This window comes from Bacillus paralicheniformis (assembly GCF_001042485.2).
Taxonomy (GTDB): Bacteria; Bacillota; Bacilli; order Bacillales; family Bacillaceae; genus Bacillus; species Bacillus paralicheniformis.
Genome location: NZ_LBMN02000001.1, coordinates 145,280 through 164,077, shown reverse-complemented (window position 1 = coordinate 164,077; position 18,798 = coordinate 145,280). Strand labels below are relative to the sequence as shown.

At 49.0% G+C, this 18,798-nt stretch carries 19 protein-coding genes; 10 read left to right on the top strand and 9 right to left on the bottom strand.

What is annotated here, in order from left to right; genetic code table 11:
* Positions 1 to 9 precede the first annotated feature (9 nt).
* The 10 genes from ACH97_RS00860 (at position 10) to ACH97_RS00815 (ending at position 10,809) form a co-directional block, all read left to right on the top strand.
* Positions 10 to 2,952 (top strand): glycoside hydrolase family 3 C-terminal domain-containing protein, encoded by a 2,943-nt coding sequence (locus ACH97_RS00860; protein WP_020452945.1) that lies wholly within the window; start codon positions 10 to 12, stop codon positions 2,950 to 2,952.
* 224 nt (positions 2,953 to 3,176) lie between these two features.
* Positions 3,177 to 3,920: a metal ABC transporter ATP-binding protein gene (locus ACH97_RS00855; protein WP_020452946.1), complete on the top strand. Its 744-nt coding sequence runs from the start codon at positions 3,177 to 3,179 to the stop codon at positions 3,918 to 3,920.
* Positions 3,920 to 4,777 carry a metal ABC transporter permease gene (locus tag ACH97_RS00850; protein WP_020452947.1) on the top strand — a complete coding sequence of 286 codons (858 nt, stop codon included), beginning with the start codon at positions 3,920 to 3,922 and terminating at the stop codon, positions 4,775 to 4,777. The genes ACH97_RS00855 and ACH97_RS00850 overlap by 1 nt, the downstream gene beginning before the upstream one ends.
* Positions 4,778 to 4,805: 28 nt before the next feature.
* The gene (locus ACH97_RS00845) at positions 4,806 to 5,735 is read left to right on the top strand and encodes a metal ABC transporter substrate-binding protein (RefSeq protein ID WP_020452948.1); all 930 of its coding nucleotides are present in this window, start codon (positions 4,806 to 4,808) and stop codon (positions 5,733 to 5,735) included.
* A 104-nt stretch (positions 5,736 to 5,839) separates the two neighbouring features.
* Complete coding sequence (locus ACH97_RS00840) at positions 5,840 to 6,166, top strand: four-helix bundle copper-binding protein (protein WP_020452949.1); 327 nt, start codon at positions 5,840 to 5,842, stop codon at positions 6,164 to 6,166.
* 109 nt (positions 6,167 to 6,275) lie between these two features.
* Positions 6,276 to 7,055, top strand: a complete 780-nt coding sequence (locus ACH97_RS00835; RefSeq protein WP_003185233.1) for a MurR/RpiR family transcriptional regulator — start codon at positions 6,276 to 6,278, stop codon at positions 7,053 to 7,055.
* 83 nt (positions 7,056 to 7,138) lie between these two features.
* The gene (gene pfkB / locus ACH97_RS00830; protein WP_020452950.1) at positions 7,139 to 8,053 is read left to right on the top strand and encodes a 1-phosphofructokinase; all 915 of its coding nucleotides are present in this window, start codon (positions 7,139 to 7,141) and stop codon (positions 8,051 to 8,053) included.
* A gap of 13 nt (positions 8,054 to 8,066) precedes the next feature.
* Entirely contained in the window at positions 8,067 to 9,467 is a 1,401-nt protein-coding gene (locus ACH97_RS00825) for a PTS fructose transporter subunit IIC (protein ID WP_020452951.1), read from the top strand.
* Positions 9,468 to 9,473: 6 nt separating this feature from the next.
* Complete coding sequence (locus ACH97_RS00820; RefSeq protein WP_020452952.1) at positions 9,474 to 9,932, top strand: PTS sugar transporter subunit IIA; 459 nt, start codon at positions 9,474 to 9,476, stop codon at positions 9,930 to 9,932.
* 25 nt (positions 9,933 to 9,957) lie between these two features.
* Positions 9,958 to 10,809 (top strand): tagatose bisphosphate family class II aldolase, encoded by an 852-nt coding sequence (locus ACH97_RS00815; RefSeq protein ID WP_020452953.1) that lies wholly within the window; start codon positions 9,958 to 9,960, stop codon positions 10,807 to 10,809.
* Between the two features lie 41 nt (positions 10,810 to 10,850).
* Here ACH97_RS00815 and ACH97_RS23660 read toward each other — a convergent pair whose 3' ends face one another.
* The 9 genes from ACH97_RS23660 to ACH97_RS00775 all read right to left on the bottom strand — a co-directional run bounded on the left by ACH97_RS23660 (position 10,851) and on the right by ACH97_RS00775 (position 18,761).
* The gene (locus ACH97_RS23660; protein WP_023856286.1) at positions 10,851 to 11,000 is read right to left on the bottom strand and encodes a hypothetical protein; all 150 of its coding nucleotides are present in this window, start codon (positions 10,998 to 11,000) and stop codon (positions 10,851 to 10,853) included.
* A complete protein-coding gene (locus ACH97_RS00810; protein WP_020452954.1) occupies positions 10,997 to 13,432 on the bottom strand; it encodes a heavy metal translocating P-type ATPase in 2,436 nt (811 codons plus the stop codon). Before ACH97_RS00810 ends, ACH97_RS23660 begins: the two co-directional genes overlap by 4 nt.
* 36 nt (positions 13,433 to 13,468) lie before the next feature.
* Positions 13,469 to 13,678, bottom strand: a complete 210-nt coding sequence (copZ, locus tag ACH97_RS00805) for a copper chaperone CopZ (RefSeq protein WP_020452955.1) — start codon at positions 13,676 to 13,678, stop codon at positions 13,469 to 13,471.
* Between the two features lie 94 nt (positions 13,679 to 13,772).
* Positions 13,773 to 14,078 carry a copper-sensing transcriptional repressor CsoR gene (gene csoR / locus ACH97_RS00800; protein WP_020452956.1) on the bottom strand — a complete coding sequence of 102 codons (306 nt, stop codon included), beginning with the start codon at positions 14,076 to 14,078 and terminating at the stop codon, positions 13,773 to 13,775.
* A gap of 124 nt (positions 14,079 to 14,202) precedes the next feature.
* Positions 14,203 to 14,754, bottom strand: coding sequence for a DJ-1/PfpI family protein (locus ACH97_RS00795; RefSeq protein WP_003185255.1), 552 nt, complete (start codon positions 14,752 to 14,754; stop codon positions 14,203 to 14,205).
* Between the two features lie 85 nt (positions 14,755 to 14,839).
* The gene (locus tag ACH97_RS00790) at positions 14,840 to 15,601 is read right to left on the bottom strand and encodes a DeoR/GlpR family DNA-binding transcription regulator (RefSeq protein WP_020452957.1); all 762 of its coding nucleotides are present in this window, start codon (positions 15,599 to 15,601) and stop codon (positions 14,840 to 14,842) included.
* Between the two features lie 79 nt (positions 15,602 to 15,680).
* Entirely contained in the window at positions 15,681 to 17,162 is a 1,482-nt protein-coding gene (locus tag ACH97_RS00785) for a rhamnulokinase (protein ID WP_020452958.1), read from the bottom strand.
* Positions 17,159 to 18,379: an L-rhamnose isomerase gene (gene rhaI / locus ACH97_RS00780; protein ID WP_020452959.1), complete on the bottom strand. Its 1,221-nt coding sequence runs from the start codon at positions 18,377 to 18,379 to the stop codon at positions 17,159 to 17,161. Before rhaI ends, ACH97_RS00785 begins: the two co-directional genes overlap by 4 nt.
* Positions 18,372 to 18,761 (bottom strand): sensory rhodopsin transducer, encoded by a 390-nt coding sequence (locus ACH97_RS00775; RefSeq protein ID WP_020452960.1) that lies wholly within the window; start codon positions 18,759 to 18,761, stop codon positions 18,372 to 18,374. Before ACH97_RS00775 ends, rhaI begins: the two co-directional genes overlap by 8 nt.
* Positions 18,762 to 18,798: the final 37 nt, after the last annotated feature.

Genomic DNA, 18,798 nt, shown 5'->3' with positions numbered 1-18,798 from the left:
GTGATCAGGATGCTGAAAACGGTCCGCACCATCATGTTGGCGGCAATGTGCACGATCCTTTCCGCCGCCGCTGTCAATCCGCCGCCCGCGGCCGCTAAAACCCAGGCTGATGAATATGAATATCCCTTTCAAGATCCAAGTCTCCCTGTTCAAAAAAGGGTCAGCGACTTGCTTTCTCGACTGACCCTTGAGGAAAAAGTGTCGCTGATGCATCAATATCAGCCTGCCATTCCCCGGCTGGGCATTCCCGCTTTTAAAACAGGCACAGAAGCGCTTCACGGCGTTGCCTGGCTCGGGGAAGCGACCGTTTTCCCGCAGGCTGTCGGGCTCGCACACACATGGGACCGCTCTTTAATCAAACAAATCGGCTCAGCGGTCGGTGATGAAGTCCGCGGCTTCCATCACCTTGATCCCGCGGCAAACGGAGTCAATGTCTGGGCGCCGGTCGTTGATCTGCTGCGGGATCCAAGGTGGGGTAGAAATGAAGAAGGCTATTCCGAAGACCCTTTTTTAACAGGGGAAATAGCAACCGCCTATGCCTCCGGTTTAAGGGGCGAGCATCCCTTCTATTTGAAAACAGTTCCTACCTTAAAACATTTTCTTGCCTATAACAACGAAACAGACCGGGGATTCAGCTCCTCAAGCATTGATCCCAGGAACATGAACGAGTATTATTTGAAGCCCTTCAAAACGGCAATTTCCGCAAAAGCCGCATACGGCCTGATGCCAGCCTACAATTCTGTCAACGATAAACCGGCCATTTTGAGCCCGCTGCTCAACAGCACAGTCAAAGGAAAATGGGCCGGAGACGATTTCTTCATCGTCAGCGACGCCTTTGATCCTTCAGGAATCGTCACTGACCACAAGTATTATGACAGCCACGAAAAAGCGCATGCCCACGCCGTAAAAGCCGGCATTGACAACTTTACAGATCAGGGAGAAAATCCCGGGCTGACGAAAACCGCCTTAACCGGCGCCTTAAAGAATGGCCTTATGTCTGAGAAAGACCTCGATCAAGCCTTGGCCAACACATTCAGCATCCGTTTTCGAACAGGCGAATTCGATCCGGACGAACTCAATCCGTACAGCCGCCTGACAGATGGCGTCATCAACAGTCCAAAGCACCGGCAGCTTGCGAAAAAAGCGGCTGAAAAAGCCATTGTTTTACTGAAAAACGACCGGAATCTGCTGCCCTTCAATACCCGGAAAAATGAAAACATCGCAGTTATCGGACCGTTCGGAAATGCGCTTTACGAAGATTGGTACAGCGGAACGATGCCGTATCGGAAAACCCCGCTTGACGGAATCGCGGACAAAATCGGCAAAGACCGCGTCTCCTTTGCCGAAGGGCTGGAACAAAGCGGGTTCAAATCCGCCCTGACAGGAAAGTTTGTAACCGCAGGCCGGGACGGCAAACAACCGCTCACAGCATCGGCTGACAAGCTTGAGAAAAGCGCGGCATTCGATGCGGCGGATTGGGGAGAAAGCATTTTCACCCTCCGCGCCCAAGCGAACGGTCTCTATGTCTCGCTTCAGGATGACGGCAAACTGATCGCTGATCAGAAACAGCCGAACGGCTGGACCGTCAAAGAAACTTTCCAGTTTGAACAGCAGCCTGACGGGACATTCGCCATCAAAAATACGGCAAACGGCAAATATCTCACCGCCGGAAAAGACGGGACATTAACAGCCGCTGCCGAAAAGCCGGCGACAGCAGCGGAAAAGTTTTCAAAGGCGATCATCAAGAGCAGTACGGAGGAAGCGGTTCGACTGGTAAAAACCGCGGACAAAGCCGTCGTGTTTGTCGGCAACAATCCTTACATCAACGGCCGGGAAACCGAAGACCGGAAAGACATTACACTACCTCCGGTCCAGGAAAATCTGCTGAAAGCTGTTTCTAAAGCCAATCCCAATACGGTGCTTGTCGTAACGAGCAGCTATCCGTTCGCTCTCAACTGGGCTAAAGTGCACATTCCTGCGATCATATACTCCGCACACGGAGGCCAGGAGGCGGGAAGCGCATTGGCGGACATTCTCTTTGGAGATGAAAATCCGGGCGGACGGCTGACGCAAACTTGGCACACGTCAGTCAAAGAACTGCCGGATATGATGAATTACGATATCATCAAAGGAAAAAGAACCTATAAATATTTCGAAGGCAAGCCGCTGTATCCGTTCGGCCACGGGTTATCCTATACAGCGTTCCACTACAGCGGTTTAAGCGTTTCCTCTGACAGCATCAAAAAAGACGGCTCCGTCACGATCCGCGTCAACGTCACCAACACAGGCGGAAGAAAAGGAGATGAGGTCGTTCAGCTCTATACTTCTCCCCTGTTTAACACGCGGGTTAAACAGCCCAATCTGGACTTGAAAAACTTTCAGCGCGTTGAGCTGGCACCGAAAGAAACGAAAACCGTGACATTCAAGCTGAAACAGGCAGACCTTGCCTTCTGGGATGTAACGAGCGAAACGTTTGCCGTTGAAAGAGGCGCATACAAAATATCGGTCGGGAGCTCGGCGGCGGACATCCGCAAGACAAAGCGGATTTTCGTCCAAGGTGAAACGATTCGAGAACGGAACTTGCGGCGGCAGACAAACGCTGAAAACTACGACGACTACAAAGGCGTGCTCATCACCGAAGAATCCAAATACGGCGGCGATGCGGTAAAAAGCAGTACAGCAAACGCGTGGATCGCCTTCCATGATGTCTGCTTCAAAGGCGAAAAAAGGATAAAAGCAAAGGTTGCAAGCAGAGGCGGCGGCGAAATCGGCATCTTCCTCGATCATCCTCAAAAAGGAAAGCAAATCGGCTCGTTAAAAGTGCCTGACACATCCGGATTGCATAACTGGAAAACGATAAAAGCTTCCGTCCGAAAATCGGCAGGCACCCATCGCATCTACTTTGTCTTCAAAGGGAAAGTCGCAATCGATACGTTTCAATTTGAACGATAAACCGGCACAGAAGAAATTTTTTTAAAGCCATGCAGCTTGATCTGCATGGCTTTTACCGTTTTTCAGCAATTTTAGTGCTTTACAACTTAAGAATGATATATTAGAATTCAATCAAAAGTTGCATTAGGTAAAAAAAATGTCTTAAGGCAATAAAATATTACCGCAACAAAAATATTGTATTCAGGTTAACTTTCATATAGACATAGAAAGGGGTTAATGAACCTATGAAACCCGCGATTACTGTAAAAGATTTATATGTTTCTTATCACGGCGCAGAAGCGCTTCGCAATATCAATTTCTCGCTTGATCAAGGAATGATGGCGGGCGTTATCGGACCGAACGGCGCAGGAAAATCAACACTGTTAAAAGCCATGCTCCAATTGATTCCAAAAGATAAAGGCGACGTCCGTCTGCTCGGAAAACCGCTCAAACATGTACGCAAGCAAATCGCCTATGTTCCGCAGCGGAATGATATGGATTGGACGTTCCCGATCAATGTGCTCGACACCGTCATCCTCGGCACGTATCCTGAACTCGGCCTTTTCAGACGTCCGAAAAAACGCGATAAAGAATGGGCATATCACTGTCTTGAAAAAGTCGGGATGGAAGCATACGCCAAGCGCCAGATCGGTGAACTGTCAGGCGGGCAGCAGCAGCGCGTTTTTCTCGCCCGGGCGCTCGCCCAAAAAGCAGAGCTGTTCTGTCTTGACGAACCGTTCGTCGGAATTGATGTGACGAGTGAAGAAATGATCGTCAGCATCTTAAAGGAACTTCGTGATGAAGGAAAAACCGTTCTTGTCGTCCATCACGATTTGAGCAAAGCGGACAGCTATTTCAATGAATTAATTTTGCTGAACAAAGAGCTGATTCAAAAAGGCCTGGTCTCCGACATCCTCAATCCCGACGTGATGATGAAAGCCTACGAATCTCAGCTTCCGTTCCTGCAATCGAAAAGGGGTGCGATGTGATGGAATTTATCCATGGTTTGATGGAATATTCGTTTCTGCAAAAATCGCTGTTCACATCGATTATGGTGGGCATCATTTGCGGCGTCATCGGCTGCTTTATCATTCTCAGGGGAATGGCGCTGATGGGAGATGCGATTTCACACGCGGTCCTTCCCGGCGTCGCCATCTCTTATATGCTCGGCGTCAATTTTTTCTTCGGCGCCGTCTTTACGGGCATCCTGACGGCTCTCGGAATCGGCTATGTCAGCCAAAACAGCCGGATTAAAAACGATTCGGCCATCGGTATCGTCTTCACAGCCTTTTTCGCCGTCGGGATCATTTTGATCACGCTTGTCAAAAGCTCAAGCGATCTGTACCACATCTTATTCGGAAATGTGCTGGCCGTTCGTTCATCCGACATGTGGATCACGCTCGTCATCGGAGTCATGATTCTTACCGCCGTCTTTTTGTTTTACAAAGAGCTGCTCATCACCTCTTTCGACCCGACGATGGCGGCCGTCTACGGCTTGCCGAACCGGCTGATTCACTACTTTTTAATGACGCTTTTAACGATGGTCACGGTCGCATCGCTTCAGACCGTCGGCATTATCCTCGTCGTCGCGATGCTGATCACGCCTGCCGCAACCGCTTATTTATTAACGGACCGGCTGTGGGTGATGATCTATTTGTCCGCTTTCCTCGGCGCTTTGTCAGCGGTCGTCGGTCTTGGATTAAGCTATACGTACAACCTCTCCTCAGGAGCGGCGATCGTGCTCGTGGCTACGATTTTGTTCGGACTTTCCTTTACATTTTCACCGAAACAAGGCGTGCTTTGGAGAGCTTTGAAATCAAGAAGAAAGCGGGCAGCACTTCAATAATCCACAATATAAAGGGGGAACACAAAACATGAAATGGAAGCAAACATTAGCCATTGCGGCGGCATTGATTCTTGTTCTCGCCGCCGGCTGCTCATCGAAAAGCAGCAGTGAAGAAAACGGAAAGCTGAAGGTCGTCACCACCTACTCCATTCTCTATGACATCGTCAAACAAGTCGGAGGAGATCACATCGATTTATACAGCATTGTACCTGTTGGAACAGACCCGCACGAATACGACCCGCTGCCAAAAGACGTGCAAAAAACGACGGACGCCGATGTCATCTTTTACAACGGCCTGAATTTGGAGACAGGAAACGGCTGGTTTAACAAGCTGCTGGAAACAGCTGAAAAAGACGGCGATGACGCCCCTGTCTACAAGCTGAGCAAAGGGGTCAAGCCAAAGCATCTCACTGCCAAAGGTAAAGAAACGGAAGAAGATCCCCATGCATGGCTCGATATAGAAAACGGGATTCAATATGCCAAAAACGCGAGAGATGCGCTGATCAAAAACGATCCCGACCATAAAGAAGATTACGAGAAAAACGCTGAAGCCTATATCGGCAAGCTGCAAAAGCTTCATAATGAAGCGGTGAACCGCTTTAAAGATATACCGAAAGAGCGCCGCGTCCTTGTGACGAGCGAAGGAGCTTTTAAATATTTCGCTTCGGCCTACGGCGTCGACGCGCAGTATATTTGGGAAATCAATACCGAAAATGAAGGAACTCCCGGTCAGATGAAAAAAATCGTCGACACGGTGAAGAAAAAGGAAGTTCCGGCCTTATTTGTGGAGACAAGCGTTGACCCGCGGAGCATGGAAAGCCTGTCAGCGGAAACGGGCGTGCCGATTAAAGCAAAAGTCTTCACCGATTCGATCGGAAAGCCCGGTGAAGCGGGAGATTCCTATTATAAGATGATGAAAGAAAACCTTGACCGGATCCATCAAGGTCTCGCCGAATAACCAAAAACTGCTGTACATCCTGTACAGCAGTTTTTTTCGCATGTTTTCCCGATTTTAAAGCAGGGTACAACGAAGGGAAAACGCAGAAAAAAGGAGTGTATTTCGTGAAATCTGTATACGAGGAATGCATCAAAGCCTGCCGGGAATGCCTTGAAGCATGCAATCACTGCTTTGACAAATGTCTGATGGAAGAAGACGCGGGGATGATGGCCGAATGCATCCGACTTGACCGGGAATGCGCGGAGATGTGCGGATTCGCACTTCAAGCCATGACGCGCAACAGCCCGTATGCCGAAGACATTTGCCAGCTTTGCGCAAAGGTTTGCGAAGCTTGCGGCAATGAATGCAGCCTGCACAAGCATGACCACTGCCAGCTTTGCGCTGAAAGCTGCTTTGCATGTGCGGAAGCATGCAGAAAAATCGCTTCTTAACTTGAAATATCCGGCTCTCGGGCCGGATATTTTTATGTCGGAAACGTTTATTTTTTCTCCTCCCCCCTTGCTAAACTGATACAATATGACTATAAAAGGGGGTTTTAATATGAAAGACAGCGTGTTTCAAATGACTTCTGACACATATCAGTCGCTCAGCGATTCAGAACGGCATTTGCTCGAGTACATTTATCAGCACTTAGATGTCATCGCCACTTTATCGATTGTAAAATTAAGCGAGGATGCAAATGTTTCAACAGCCACGATTGTCAGGTTAATGAAAAAGCTCGGTTATGACGGCTACACTTCTTTTAAGTACGCATTAAAAGAAAAACACCACCTCGGCCACGCTCCGCTGATGGATGATATCGACAGCCAAATTAAACAGGCCGTGCTCAAGAATGAAAGAGAAGTTCTGGATACGATTAAAATGCTTGATATCGGGTTGATCGAAGATGCCATTCAAAAAATCAGCAATGCCGAAAAAGTTTACATTTTCGCAAGGGGATTGTCTGAAATGATTGGGACCGAGATGACGATCAAGCTTCAGCTGCTCGGCAAAAACTGCGAGATGCACAGCGACCCGAATATTATCAGAGGCAAGTCAAAAACACTGGCAAAAAAAGACCTCGGCCTTTTTGTTTCCCTGAACGGCGAGACAGAGGAGCTTGTTGAAGCCGCTCAAAATTTCAAATTGCAAGCCATTTCCACCATTACATTAACAACAAGGATCGATTCGCGTCTTGCGAAGTTATCAGAGATCGTACTGGTCGGGTTTAAAGGTGAACAATCATTTTTTCCCGATTATGAAGTCCGCTCGCGCCTCCCTCTGCAAGTCCTCTCCCGCATCATGCTGGACTCATACGTCATCCGCACCGCTCATAGCTGAAAACCTTTACACAACCTGTAAACATCCCCCCTTTTATCTGTGACATAATGTCTGTGAAGCCACAGATAAAGGGGGGATACAGCATGATCTATACATGCACGATGAATACCGCGGTCGACTTATTCGTTGAAACCGACGAGCTGCTTCCCGATGTCGTCAACCGCACTAAAGATGAAGATTATCAGCCAAACGGAAAAGGTGTCAATATTTCTTTTATGCTTAAGCGCCTCGGCCTTAACAATACCGCGCTTGGATTTACAGGCGGATTTACCGGGCGTTTTATTGAAAATGAACTGCTGAGTGAAAACATCGTCACAGACTTTGTCGAAGTCGAAGGCATATCACGGATTAATATTTTTATTAATGCCACCCGGGAATTCAAAATCGTAAACAAAGGTCCGCTCATATCTGAAGGCCGAAAACAGGAGCTGATCAACAAAATCCGTCAAATTCCGTCCGGCCGCTTTTTATTTGTTTCAGGCAGTCTTCCGAGAGGAGTCCCCGATGACATGTACCTTTCGCTTTCCGAGATTGCCGCCGAAAACAAACTGAAATTGATCTTGGATATCAGTTCTCCCGTCCTATTAGATTGTCTTTCATACCATCCTTACCTGATTAAACCGAATGAACAGGAGCTTGCCGCTTTTTTCAGCCGGAAGAAAGCGCTGTCTGAAGAAGAAATCATCCACTACGGAAAGGAGCTCCTCAATCGCGGCGCTCAAAGGGTTCTCATCTCACGCGGCAAAGACGGCGCCCTTTATTTGGACCGCCAAAGAACCTTAAAAGCGACCGCCGCCAAAGGCAAAGTTGTCAATACTGCGTGTGCCGGCGATGCCATGCTTGCCGTGTTCGTCGGAAAACAAGAGCTCGGCTGTTCTGTTCCTGAAGCACTCAGACACGCCTCTGCCGCCGGATCCTTGACGGCTTTCTCGAAAGGCCTCGGAGATGTGTCCAAACTCGATCAAACAGCTTCACAAATTCAAATCACTCATTTATAAAGGGGGTTTTCTTATGAAAAAGTTCAAAATCATCGCGGCAACCGGCTGTCCAACAGGCATTGCCCATACATTTATGGCTGAAGAGGCCTTAAAACAGGCCGCCGCCAAACTGGGTGTAGAAATCAAAGTCGAAACACACGGACAAATCGGCGTTCAAAACGAACTATCGCCAGAGGACATTAAACAAGCCGACGGAGTCATTGTCGCGGCTGACAAAGATGTAGGCGCCGAGCGTTTTGCAGGCAAACGCGTCCTTGACGTCCCGGTTGCGCGGGGCATCCGAGATGCGGAATCTTTAATTCGGGCGCTGATGAACGGCGAAGCGCCGATTTACCGCGAACAAACAGCGGCAAAAACAGAGGATGAACCCCAAACAGGCGAAGCCGCTTCCATCGGCCGTAAAATATATAAACATTTGATGAACGGGGTTTCCCACATGCTCCCATTTGTCGTCGGCGGAGGGGTTTTAATTGCACTTTCCTTTTTATTCGGCATCCATTCAGCAGATCCTGAACATCCAAGCTACAACGCTTTTGCCGAATTGCTGAATAAAACGGGCGCATTCGGCTTCCAGCTGATGGTTCCGATTTTATCCGCCTATATCGCCGCTTCAATGGCCAAACGTCCCGGCCTGATTGTCGGGTTTATCGGCGGCATGATCGCCAGTACAGGGGGAGCGGGTTTTCTGGGCGGCATCGTATCCGGTTTTTTGGCGGGACTGATCATTTACGGTCTCTCGTATGCACTTAAAAAAATGCCTCAATCCCTTGAAGGGCTAAAAGCAATTTTTCTTTATCCGGTTATCGGCATTTTTCTGATCGGTGCGGTCATGTTTTTCCTCGTGGAGCCGATGACGGCCATCAATGAAGGGATGAAGGACTTTTTAGCCGATTTTCAAGGAGCGAATCCCGTCATTCTCGGCTTGATTATCGGCTGTATGAGCGCATTTGACATGGGCGGTCCGGTCAATAAAGCCGCTTATGTCACCGGCACTGCTCTTCTCGCTGAAGGGAACCAATATTTCATGGCAGGCGTTTCCGCCGCGTGCATCACACCGCCGCTCGTCATTGCGTTTGCCACTTTGCTTTTCCGCAAATATTTCAGCCAGCAGGACCGAAATGCAGGGCTTGTCAATTTTATTCTCGGCGCCACTCATATTACCGAAGGTGCTATCCCGTTCGCCGCAAAAAAACCGATCCCTGTCATTCCGATTTTGATGATCGGCTCTTCGATATCGGCGATATTAACATACTCATTCGCAGTTCAAGTACCTGCCCCGCACGGCGGATTCCTTGTACTTCCCGTTGTCACAGGAGCCTTTCAATGGGTGTTGTCGATTATCATCGGATCGCTTATCGGCGCCTTCTTATACGGTTTTTATCAAAAACGGACATATGAAAAACAGAAAGGCTGATCAAACATGGGCACAACAGCTTTAATCAAAAAAGAGCACATCTATCTTCAAGAAACGTTATCTTCCCAAGCGGAAGCATTTGACCGGGTGGCTCAGGTCGCATATGAATCGGGAGCCGCCCCAACAAAACAAGCGGTCATACACGGATTGGCACAAAGAGAGGCTGAAAGTACGACCGGCTTCATTGAAGGCTTTGCCATTCCCCATGCAAAACTGAAGGACATCACAGAAGCATCTGTCATCATCATTCAAAACCAGATGGGCATCGAATGGAACGCGCTTGATCAAAACCCTGTCACATTTATCATTGCTTTATTGATACCAGATGCCGAGGCAGGCAGCACACATCTCAATCTATTATCATCGGTGTCTCGCATGCTTGTTCACGAAGATGCGAGGCAGCAGCTGCTTAAAGCCTCGAGTCCTGACGACATTCTGAACACCTTTTCGAGCTATATATCCTAATTTTGATCAGAAAGAAGGAATCGATATGCTGACAAATACGAAGAAAATGCTGTTGGACGCACAGACAAACGGCTATGCGGTACCGGCCTTTAACATTCACAACCTGGAAACCGTGCAAGCCGTGACAGAAGCGGCTGAAGCCCTAAGGTCCCCCGTGATTCTTGCGGCTACTCCCGGAACCTTCAGCTATGCAGGCCGCGACTATATTCAAGCGATTGCAGAAACGGCCGCAGCGCGCTGTTCAATCCCGGTCGCCCTCCATCTCGATCATCATGAAGAGATTGATGATATTCGCGAGTCTTTATCATTAGGGACAAAATCGGTGATGATTGATGCTTCGCACCATCCATTTGCCGAAAATACCGCAATTGTAGCGAGCGTCGTACAATATGCCCGGCAAAAAGATGCCACTGTAGAAGCCGAGCTCGGAAGGCTCGGCGGACAGGAAGATGATTTAATCGTGGATGAAGCCGACGCTTATTACACCGATCCGGATGCAGCAAAAGAGTTCGTCGAGAAAACCGGAATCGATTCGCTTGCGGTGGCAATCGGTACAGCCCACGGGCTTTACTCAAAAGAACCCAATATCGATTTTGACCGGCTGGCCGCGATTCAAAAACGGGTTTCAGTTCCGCTTGTCCTGCACGGCGCCTCAGGAATTCCGCAAGAAGATGTAAGAAAGTGCATCAAGCTCGGCTGTGCAAAAGTAAATATCGCGACTGAATTAAAAATTCCTTTTTCAGATAAACTGCGCCGTTATCTGCATGAACACACTGATGCAAGCGATCCAAGAAAATATATGGCCCCCGCCAAAGAAGCCATGAAAGAAATCGTTCAGGAAAAGATTTTGATGTGTATGAGCAATAACAGATACTAATGCAAAAAGCCGGATGTTCTTTAACATCCGGCCTTTTCAAATCATTTGGCATGCTCTTCTAAAGCATGACCGTCATGAGGCTTTTCATCCGGTATCGGTTCCTGAGCGGCCAATATGCTGTATACGAGCATGACAATTCCTACATAAACAACCGCCGAAACCGTCCAAACGAGAACTGTTTTATCCTTCAAGACGGATTCCTCCAATCAAGCTTCACCTTTTGCAGCCTGAGTGCATTCAGAACGACCGAGACCGAACTGAACGCCATCGCGGCACCTGCGATCCACGGGGCCAAAAGCCCGACGGCCGCGAACGGAATGCCGATGCTGTTGTAGGCAAACGCCCAGAAAAGGTTTTGTTTAATGTTTTTGATCGTCAGCCTGCTCATGAGGATCGCATCGGCGATGCTGTTTAAATCGCCGCGGATCAAGGTGATATCGGCGGCTTCCATGGCGACGTCAGTCCCCGTTCCGATCGCCATTCCGGTATCGGCTGCCGCCAGTGCCGGCGCATCATTGATGCCGTCGCCGACCATCGCGACTTTTTTGCCTTTTGCCTGGATTTTCTTCACTTCATCTGCTTTTCCTTCAGGCAGGACTTCTGCAATGACATGCTGAATGCCGGCTTCAGCAGCAATCGCTTCTGCCGTCCGCCGGTTGTCTCCGGTGATCATGACGACTTCAAGCCCCATATCATGCAGCCTTTTCACCGCTCTCTTCGACGTGTCTTTTATCGTATCGGCGACGGCGATCAGCCCGGCAAACCGACCGTCGATGGCGGCAAGCATCGCCGTCTTTCCTTGTGTTTCAAATTTCTCCATTTCGCTGTGCGCCTCTTGAATGTCAATATCACGGCTTTCCATCAGCCGTCTTGTGCCGATCAAAATCCGTTTTTCATTGACTGCGGCTTCGATACCATAACCGGGTATCGCTTCAAAGCTGTCTGCGGAGGCCGGTTCTATCTCTCTCTTTTTAACGCCTTCGACAATGGCTTCAGCAAGCGGATGTTCAGAGTTTTTTTCCGCAGCACCGATAAGCTTGAGAAACGATGTTTCATCGATCCATGGTTCAGTGCGCACATCTGTGAGCTGAGGCTTTCCATTTGTGACCGTCCCCGTCTTGTCAAGCACGATCGTCTCCAAGCGGTGAGCCGTCTCCAAATGTTCGCCGCCTTTGAATAAAATTCCGAATTCAGCCGCACGGCCCGATCCGGCCATGATCGAAGTCGGTGTTGCCAAACCGAGCGCACACGGACATGCGATCACAAGCACCGCAATCAGCTTTTCCAGCGCCGTGCCGAATTCACCGGGGCTAACCGCCAAATACCAGAAGAAAAATGTGATGACTGCGATCGCCACGACAATCGGCACAAAAACCCCGGAAATCCGGTCTGCGAGCCGTTGAATCGGAGCTTTTGAACCTTGCGCCTCTTCCACGACTTTTATAATCTGCGCCAGCGCAGTATCTTTGCCTACTTTTTCTGCTCTTACTTTTAAAAATCCATTTTTATTGATTGTAGCACCGATAACCGGATCTCCAACCGTCTTATCAACAGGGATGCTTTCACCGGTGATCATTGATTCATCCAGCGCAGAACGTCCTTCGACAATCTCTCCGTCTGCCGGTACTTTTTCACCGGGCTTCACGTACATGATGTCGCCTGCCAATACGTTTTCAATCGGCACGGTCATCTCTTCGCCGTTTCTGACGACGGTCGCCGTCTTTGCCTGCAGCCCCATCAGCTTTTTGATCGCTTCGGATGAGCGCCCTTTCGCTTTCGCTTCAAACAGCTTTCCTAAAATGATCAAGGTTAAGAGGATGGCGCTTGTTTCATAATAAAGTCCGTCCGGATGCCGGTTCGTGCCGAGGCTTTCAATGCTTAAATACAAGCTGTAGAAATACGCGGCAGACGTGCCGAGAGCGACCAGCACATCCATGTTCGCACTTTTGTTCCGAAGCGCTTTATAAGCCCCTGTGTAAAACTGTTTCCCGACGATAAACTGAACCGGTGTCGCCAACGCGAACTGAACCCAGGGATCCATGAACATCCCCGGCAGCCATATAAATGACGTGAATTTGAAATGGCTGACCATTGCCCAGAGCAGCGGAAAAGATAAAATGGCCGAAAAAATAAACTTGCCGGTTTGACGCTGAATGCCTTTTTCTCTTTGTTCCGCCGCTCCATCCGCAGTTTGGTCTTTTTTCAGCTCGAGCTTGTAGCCGAGCTTTTCAACGGCTTCGATCATTTCCTCCGGCGAAACCGCACCGGTATGATAGTCGACTGCCGCAGTCTCTATGGCAAAGTTGACGGCGGCGTTTTTGACGCCCGGCAGCTTGTTGAGGCGCTTTTCAACCCGGTTGGCGCAAGCCGCACACGTCATGCCGGAAATTGCGAATTCGGCTTTTTCCGCTGGAACTTGATAGCCGAGCGATTCGACTTTTTCAGCCAGCTGTCCGACTTCGATTTGCCCCGGATCATAAACGATTTTTGATTTTTCCAGCGCCAAGTTCACATTTGCGTCCTGAACGCCGTCAAGCCTTTTCAACCCTTTCTCGATCCGCGCCGCACAGGCGGCGCAGGTCATGCCAGAGATTTGGAGGGTGGCTTCTTTTTGTCCGTCCATATCCTTCACTCCTTATATACCCCTTATAGGTATACATTAGCCTGCGACATCATACCCCTGATCTTCGATCGTATCGATGATTTCTTTCAGCGATACTTTGCCTGAATCAAACGAAACTTCGACCTTGCCCTCGCTTAAATTCACTTTAACGGACTCTACTCCGCCAAGCTTTCCGACGTTTCCTTCTACTGCCTGAACACAGTGGTTGCAAGACATGCCTTCGACTTTCAGTGTTTTTTGTTCCATATTGAAAACCTCCTATGGTTTGATGATATTGATCGGTTTTATATTACCATACCCCTGTAGGGTATTTCAAGAAAACGATTTTCCCTTTTTTCGTTCACGACTTTGAAAAACGCTTAAACACATCAAGCAGCTCCTCGATGGCCTCTTCGCCTTCACCGCTTTTAATCGCGTTTGCGACACAATGGTGGGTATGATCTTCAAGCAGGCTGAAAGCCACCTTTTGCATCGCGGCTTGCACAGCTGAGATTTGAACAAGAATATCGACGCAGTAGCGGTCATTTTCGATCATGTTTTGAATGCCTCTGACCTGCCCTTCAATCCGCTTTAAACGGTTTGTGATTTGTTCTTTTCCTTTAGAACTTTTGGGATTTAATGTGTGTTCATGATGATCTGCTGACATCGGAGCACCTCTCTTTCCATTATATTTTGTCCAAGTTACCCGTTTGTACCATTATAAAATGCGAAGCGAAACATGTCTAAAAAAAAGAGACAACCCCAATTTTCTGCGGGGTCGTCCCTGCATATTATTTGTTTAACGCTTTAAAAAATTCTCTCATAAACTCCGGCAGATTGGACCAGTCATGGCCTGAGACCAGGTTGGCGTCGACATGAAGCTTCTCCTCTACATAAGTCGCGCCCGCTGCTTCGACTTCCGGTTTGCAGGCGATGTAAGCCGTCAGCTCCCGACCTTTCAGATGTTCTCTCAGGCTTGTGAAAATCAGGCTCGCGTGACAAATCGCGCCGACCGGTTTATTTTCCTCAAAGAAATGAGCAACAATTTTCAGCAGGGAATCGTACATCCGGATAAATTCCGGCGCGCGTCCGCCCGGAATGATGATGCCGTCGTATTCGGACGGATCAATCTCATCAAATGAAGCATGCGCGTCAATTAAATAGCCCGGCTTTTCGGTGTATGTATCCCAATCCAGAAAGTCATGAACAACCGTATGAATCTTTTTCTTTTTCGGTGCGGCGATCGTCGTTTCATAGCCCTCTTCAAGACAGCGGTAATAAGGATAATACACTTCCAGCGCTTCAACTGCGTCGCCCGTTACGATCAAAATCTTTTTCGCCATCAAAAACATCTCCTTTCCTTTTTCACTCTTCTATTTTATCCCATTTGCGCCTGATTTTAAAATCAAGTGCTTGAAAAGCTTGGTTTCAGCCGACGATCGTGATGGTCTCTGTAATGTCTTTCAAGAGGGCAAGGTTTGCTTTGTCAATTCCTGAATCTGTGATGATCCTGTATCCGTTATGAAGGCGGTCGATTTGCGAGAAAGCACGGGTCCCGAATTTGCTGCTGTCCGCCATCAAGATCGTTTCGTCCGCAATCTCGATCATCCGTTTTTTCAACAGCGCCTGCATTTCGTTTGAATCGCTCAAACCGCTCGCAGGGTCGACGCCTTTGCAAGATAGAAATGTTTTGTTGACGTGATACATATCAAGGGAGCGCTCAGCCAAAGGACCGACATATGACATCGATTGCGGCAGCAGCATCCCGCCGGTTGAAATGACCGTCACCTTTTCTTTTTTGCTGAGTTCAATCGCGACTCTGACTGAATTGGTGATGACGGTCAGCGGGATGTTTTCAAGCGCTTTTGCCATGTACCATGCCGTCGTGCTGGCGTCAAGAATTATTCGTTCCCCGCTTTTCACGTGCTTAACGGCTTCAAATGCAATCATCTTTTTTTCGTTTACGTTTGTAATTTCGCGCTCGCGAAAATGCACCTCCGCTTCTTCGGTCTGTACGCTGACAGCGCCGCCATGACTTCTTTTCAGCTTATTTTCCTTCTCAAGCTTTTCCAAATCGCGCCTGATCGTTTCTTCCGTGACGGAAAAAAGCTCGCTCAGTTCTGTGACGCGTACGCTCGAGCGCAGATTGACAAGCTCGACGATTTTTTGGTGTCTTTCAGCTACAAGCATCCGTTTACTTCCTTCCTTTTTTGGTAAAAGTCACTGTTACTTTCATGATAGCGCATCAGCGCCGATACAGGAAATGTTTTCAGCGGGAAGCGGCGCCGAGAATCTGACTTGTATAGCGGCGGTATGCCGCCTCCCACGCTTCTGTATCTTCCGGTACATACGTTTTTTGAGGGAAGGAAGTCCTGATCGCTTTTCGGGCGCTTTGAATATCCCAAAACATGTCGAGTGCGATGGCCTGTACGGCAATGTTGCCGATGGCGCTCGCCTCTGACGGTCCGGCCCATACATTTCTGGCCAGTACATTCGCCGTGTATTGGCACAGCAGTTCATTTCGAATCCCTCCGCCCGCCATGTGAAGTCCGTCATATTCTTTTCCTGTCAATGTTTCAATCCGTTCAAGGGTAAACCGGTATTTAAACGCAAGGCTTTCCAGCACGCAGCGGATCATCTGTCCGGGCGTTTCCGGCACGTGCTGCCCAGTTGCACGGCAATACTCCCTGATCGCCTCAGGCATATGCACGGGATTAAGAAACACCGGGTCATCCGGGTCAACCGCCGACCTGAATGCTTCCGACTGTCCGGCAAGTTTGACAAGCTCGACGCTCGAATAGCTGATCCCGTCTTTTTCCCAATCCGCCTGACAGCGCTGGAACAGCCACAATCCCATAATGTTTTTTAAAAAGCGGAATGTACCGCCGGCACTGCCCTCATTTGTAAAATTCCAATCGAGCGCCTGTTTTGACATCAGCGGAGTGTCAAGTTCAGTTCCAATCAGCGACCAGGTGCCGCAAATCAAATATGCAAAGTCTTCCGTTTCAGCGGGAACGCCGACAACTGCAGAAGCCGTGTCATGTTCGCCGACGGCAATGACCGGTACGGCAGGCACCGACAATTCGCTGCACACTGATTGTGACAGCCTCCCCGCTTCGCTTCCTGGCTTTGCTATATCCTTCGGAAAAATATTGGCCGGGAGTCCCATAAGGCTGATGAGCTCCCAATCCCAATCTGACGTTTTCGGGTTGAACAGCTGAGTTGTCGTCGCATTTGTAAACTCGCTTTTTTTCTCGCCCGTTAAAAAATAGCGCAGCAAATCAGGAATCATTAAAAGCGTTTCAGCGTGTTCCAACAGCGGAGAATTCGCTTTTTTCAGTGCCCGGAGCTGAAAGATGGTGTTGAACGGCAAAAGTTGAATACCGGTTCTTGAAAACAGCTCTTCTTTTCCGATTTCATTCAGCACCTCCATCATCATTCCGTCCGTGTAAGGGTCTCGGTAATGATAAGGGTTCCCCAACAGCTCTCCGTTACAATCGAGAAAGCCGACATCAACCGCCCATGAATCGATTCCGATACAGCTGATTCGTCCGCAGCCGTTTTTCGCCTTTAAAATGCCTTGTTTGATTTCATGATAAAGCCTGAGAATGTCCCAATAAAGGTGTTTTCCCGCCTGAACGGGCTGATTTGGAAAACGGTGAATTTCCTCCGCTTTGATCAGACCGCCGTCCACATGACCTGCATAAGCTCTGCCGCTCGACGCACCAAGATCAAAAGCGAGAATCGTCACCAGCTTGCACCGCCTTTGCCGCGTGCCAGTATTTTCTCCGCATACCCGCTTTCCGCATAAGCTTTGAGCGGATCAGGCGGGACGTTCATTTCCTCCCGCACGGCGTAAAGGAGCGGTTTGACGTCAATTTCAAATGCTTCGCGGATCGCAGCCTCTGCGGCAAGAACGTCATGATTTTCCTGCGCTTTCTTCACTTCATCGAAGTTGATCAAAAGCGCTTTTGCAAATTGAGTCTGCACATTCATGACCGAGCGCAGTACAGCCGGGATTTTAGGTTCGAGATTATGGCATTGATCAAGCATATACGAAATATGTTCGGCCGTCTTCCGGACATTCGGGTCGGAATCGCGGCAGGCGTCCAAAATTTGATAAAAAATGAGAAACAGTTCGTACGGGTTGTGCGCGCCTGCGATCAAATCGTCATCAGCGTATTTGCGGCTGTTGAAATGAAAGCCTCCGAGACGTTTTTCGTCAAGCAAATAAGCGACAATGTGCTCGATGTTCGTCCCTTGGGGATGGTGGCCGGTGTCGACGAGCACCTCAGCCTTCGGCCCGAGCTTTTGCGCCAAATTGTAAGCCATCCCCCAATCCGCCAGGTCTGTATGATAAAATGCCGGCTCAAAAAACTTGTATTCAATCAAGAGCCGCATATCATCGTCAAGCGCTTCGTATACTTCAGCCAGACACTCATACATCCAGTTTTTCCGTTTTCTGATGTCGCCCTGACCGGGATAGTTGGTTCCGTCGGCAAGCCAGAGGCTGATTTCCTTGGATCCTGTTTGTTTTGCAATATCGACGCATTCGAGCAATTGCTCAGTCGCTTTTTGGCGAATGTCCGCTTTAACGTTTGTGACGCTTCCGAATTTGTAGTCATCGTCCTGGAACAAGTTCGGATTCACGGCGCCGACGGCAAGGCCAAGCTGCTCGGCGTGCGCTTTCAGCTTTCCGTAATCATCAACTTGATCCCACGGAATATGGATGGCGACGGAAGGACAAGTTCCGGTTAATTTGTGAACGACTGATGCATCTTCCATTTTTTCAAATGGATCCCTCGGTACGCCCTCTTGCTGAAACACTTTGAAGCGCGTGCCCGAGTCCCCGTATCCCCATGAAGGCGTCTCGATTTTAAGCGCTTTCAATTTTTCCTTTACTTCAGAAAGGCTGATGCCTCTGTCTTTCTGCTGTTCTTCAAATAAAGCGTAAGCCCGGTCATTCATCATGTACACCCTTCCCCCTTGTTTTTAACGGATATGCCATGGTTGACATTAACGCAAGTTCCGGCTGGGTTGTGTCCAGCCGGCTGTACTGGACGATCACAGGTACATCGCTTGCGATCTCGATCGCATAAGGAACATTTTCAGGAATGCGTTCTCCTGCTCGTTGCAAAGAACTTGTGCGAATATGCTTCGTTCTCTTGCCCTGAACCGTCTCGGGAATGCCTTCGAGCGGCGGACGGTCTTCAAAGTATACTGTGATCGCAAGGTTTGCGTCTTCTTCATGGCAATTTAAAACACAAATGGCTTCATGGCTCGTCAAGCTTCCGGAACTTTCCGGAGGAATAAAACCGTCCGGTATGATCCAGTGGGTCTCGCCCTTCATCTCCCTTTTCCCCCTTTGTTTTCTGAAAGGACGGCCG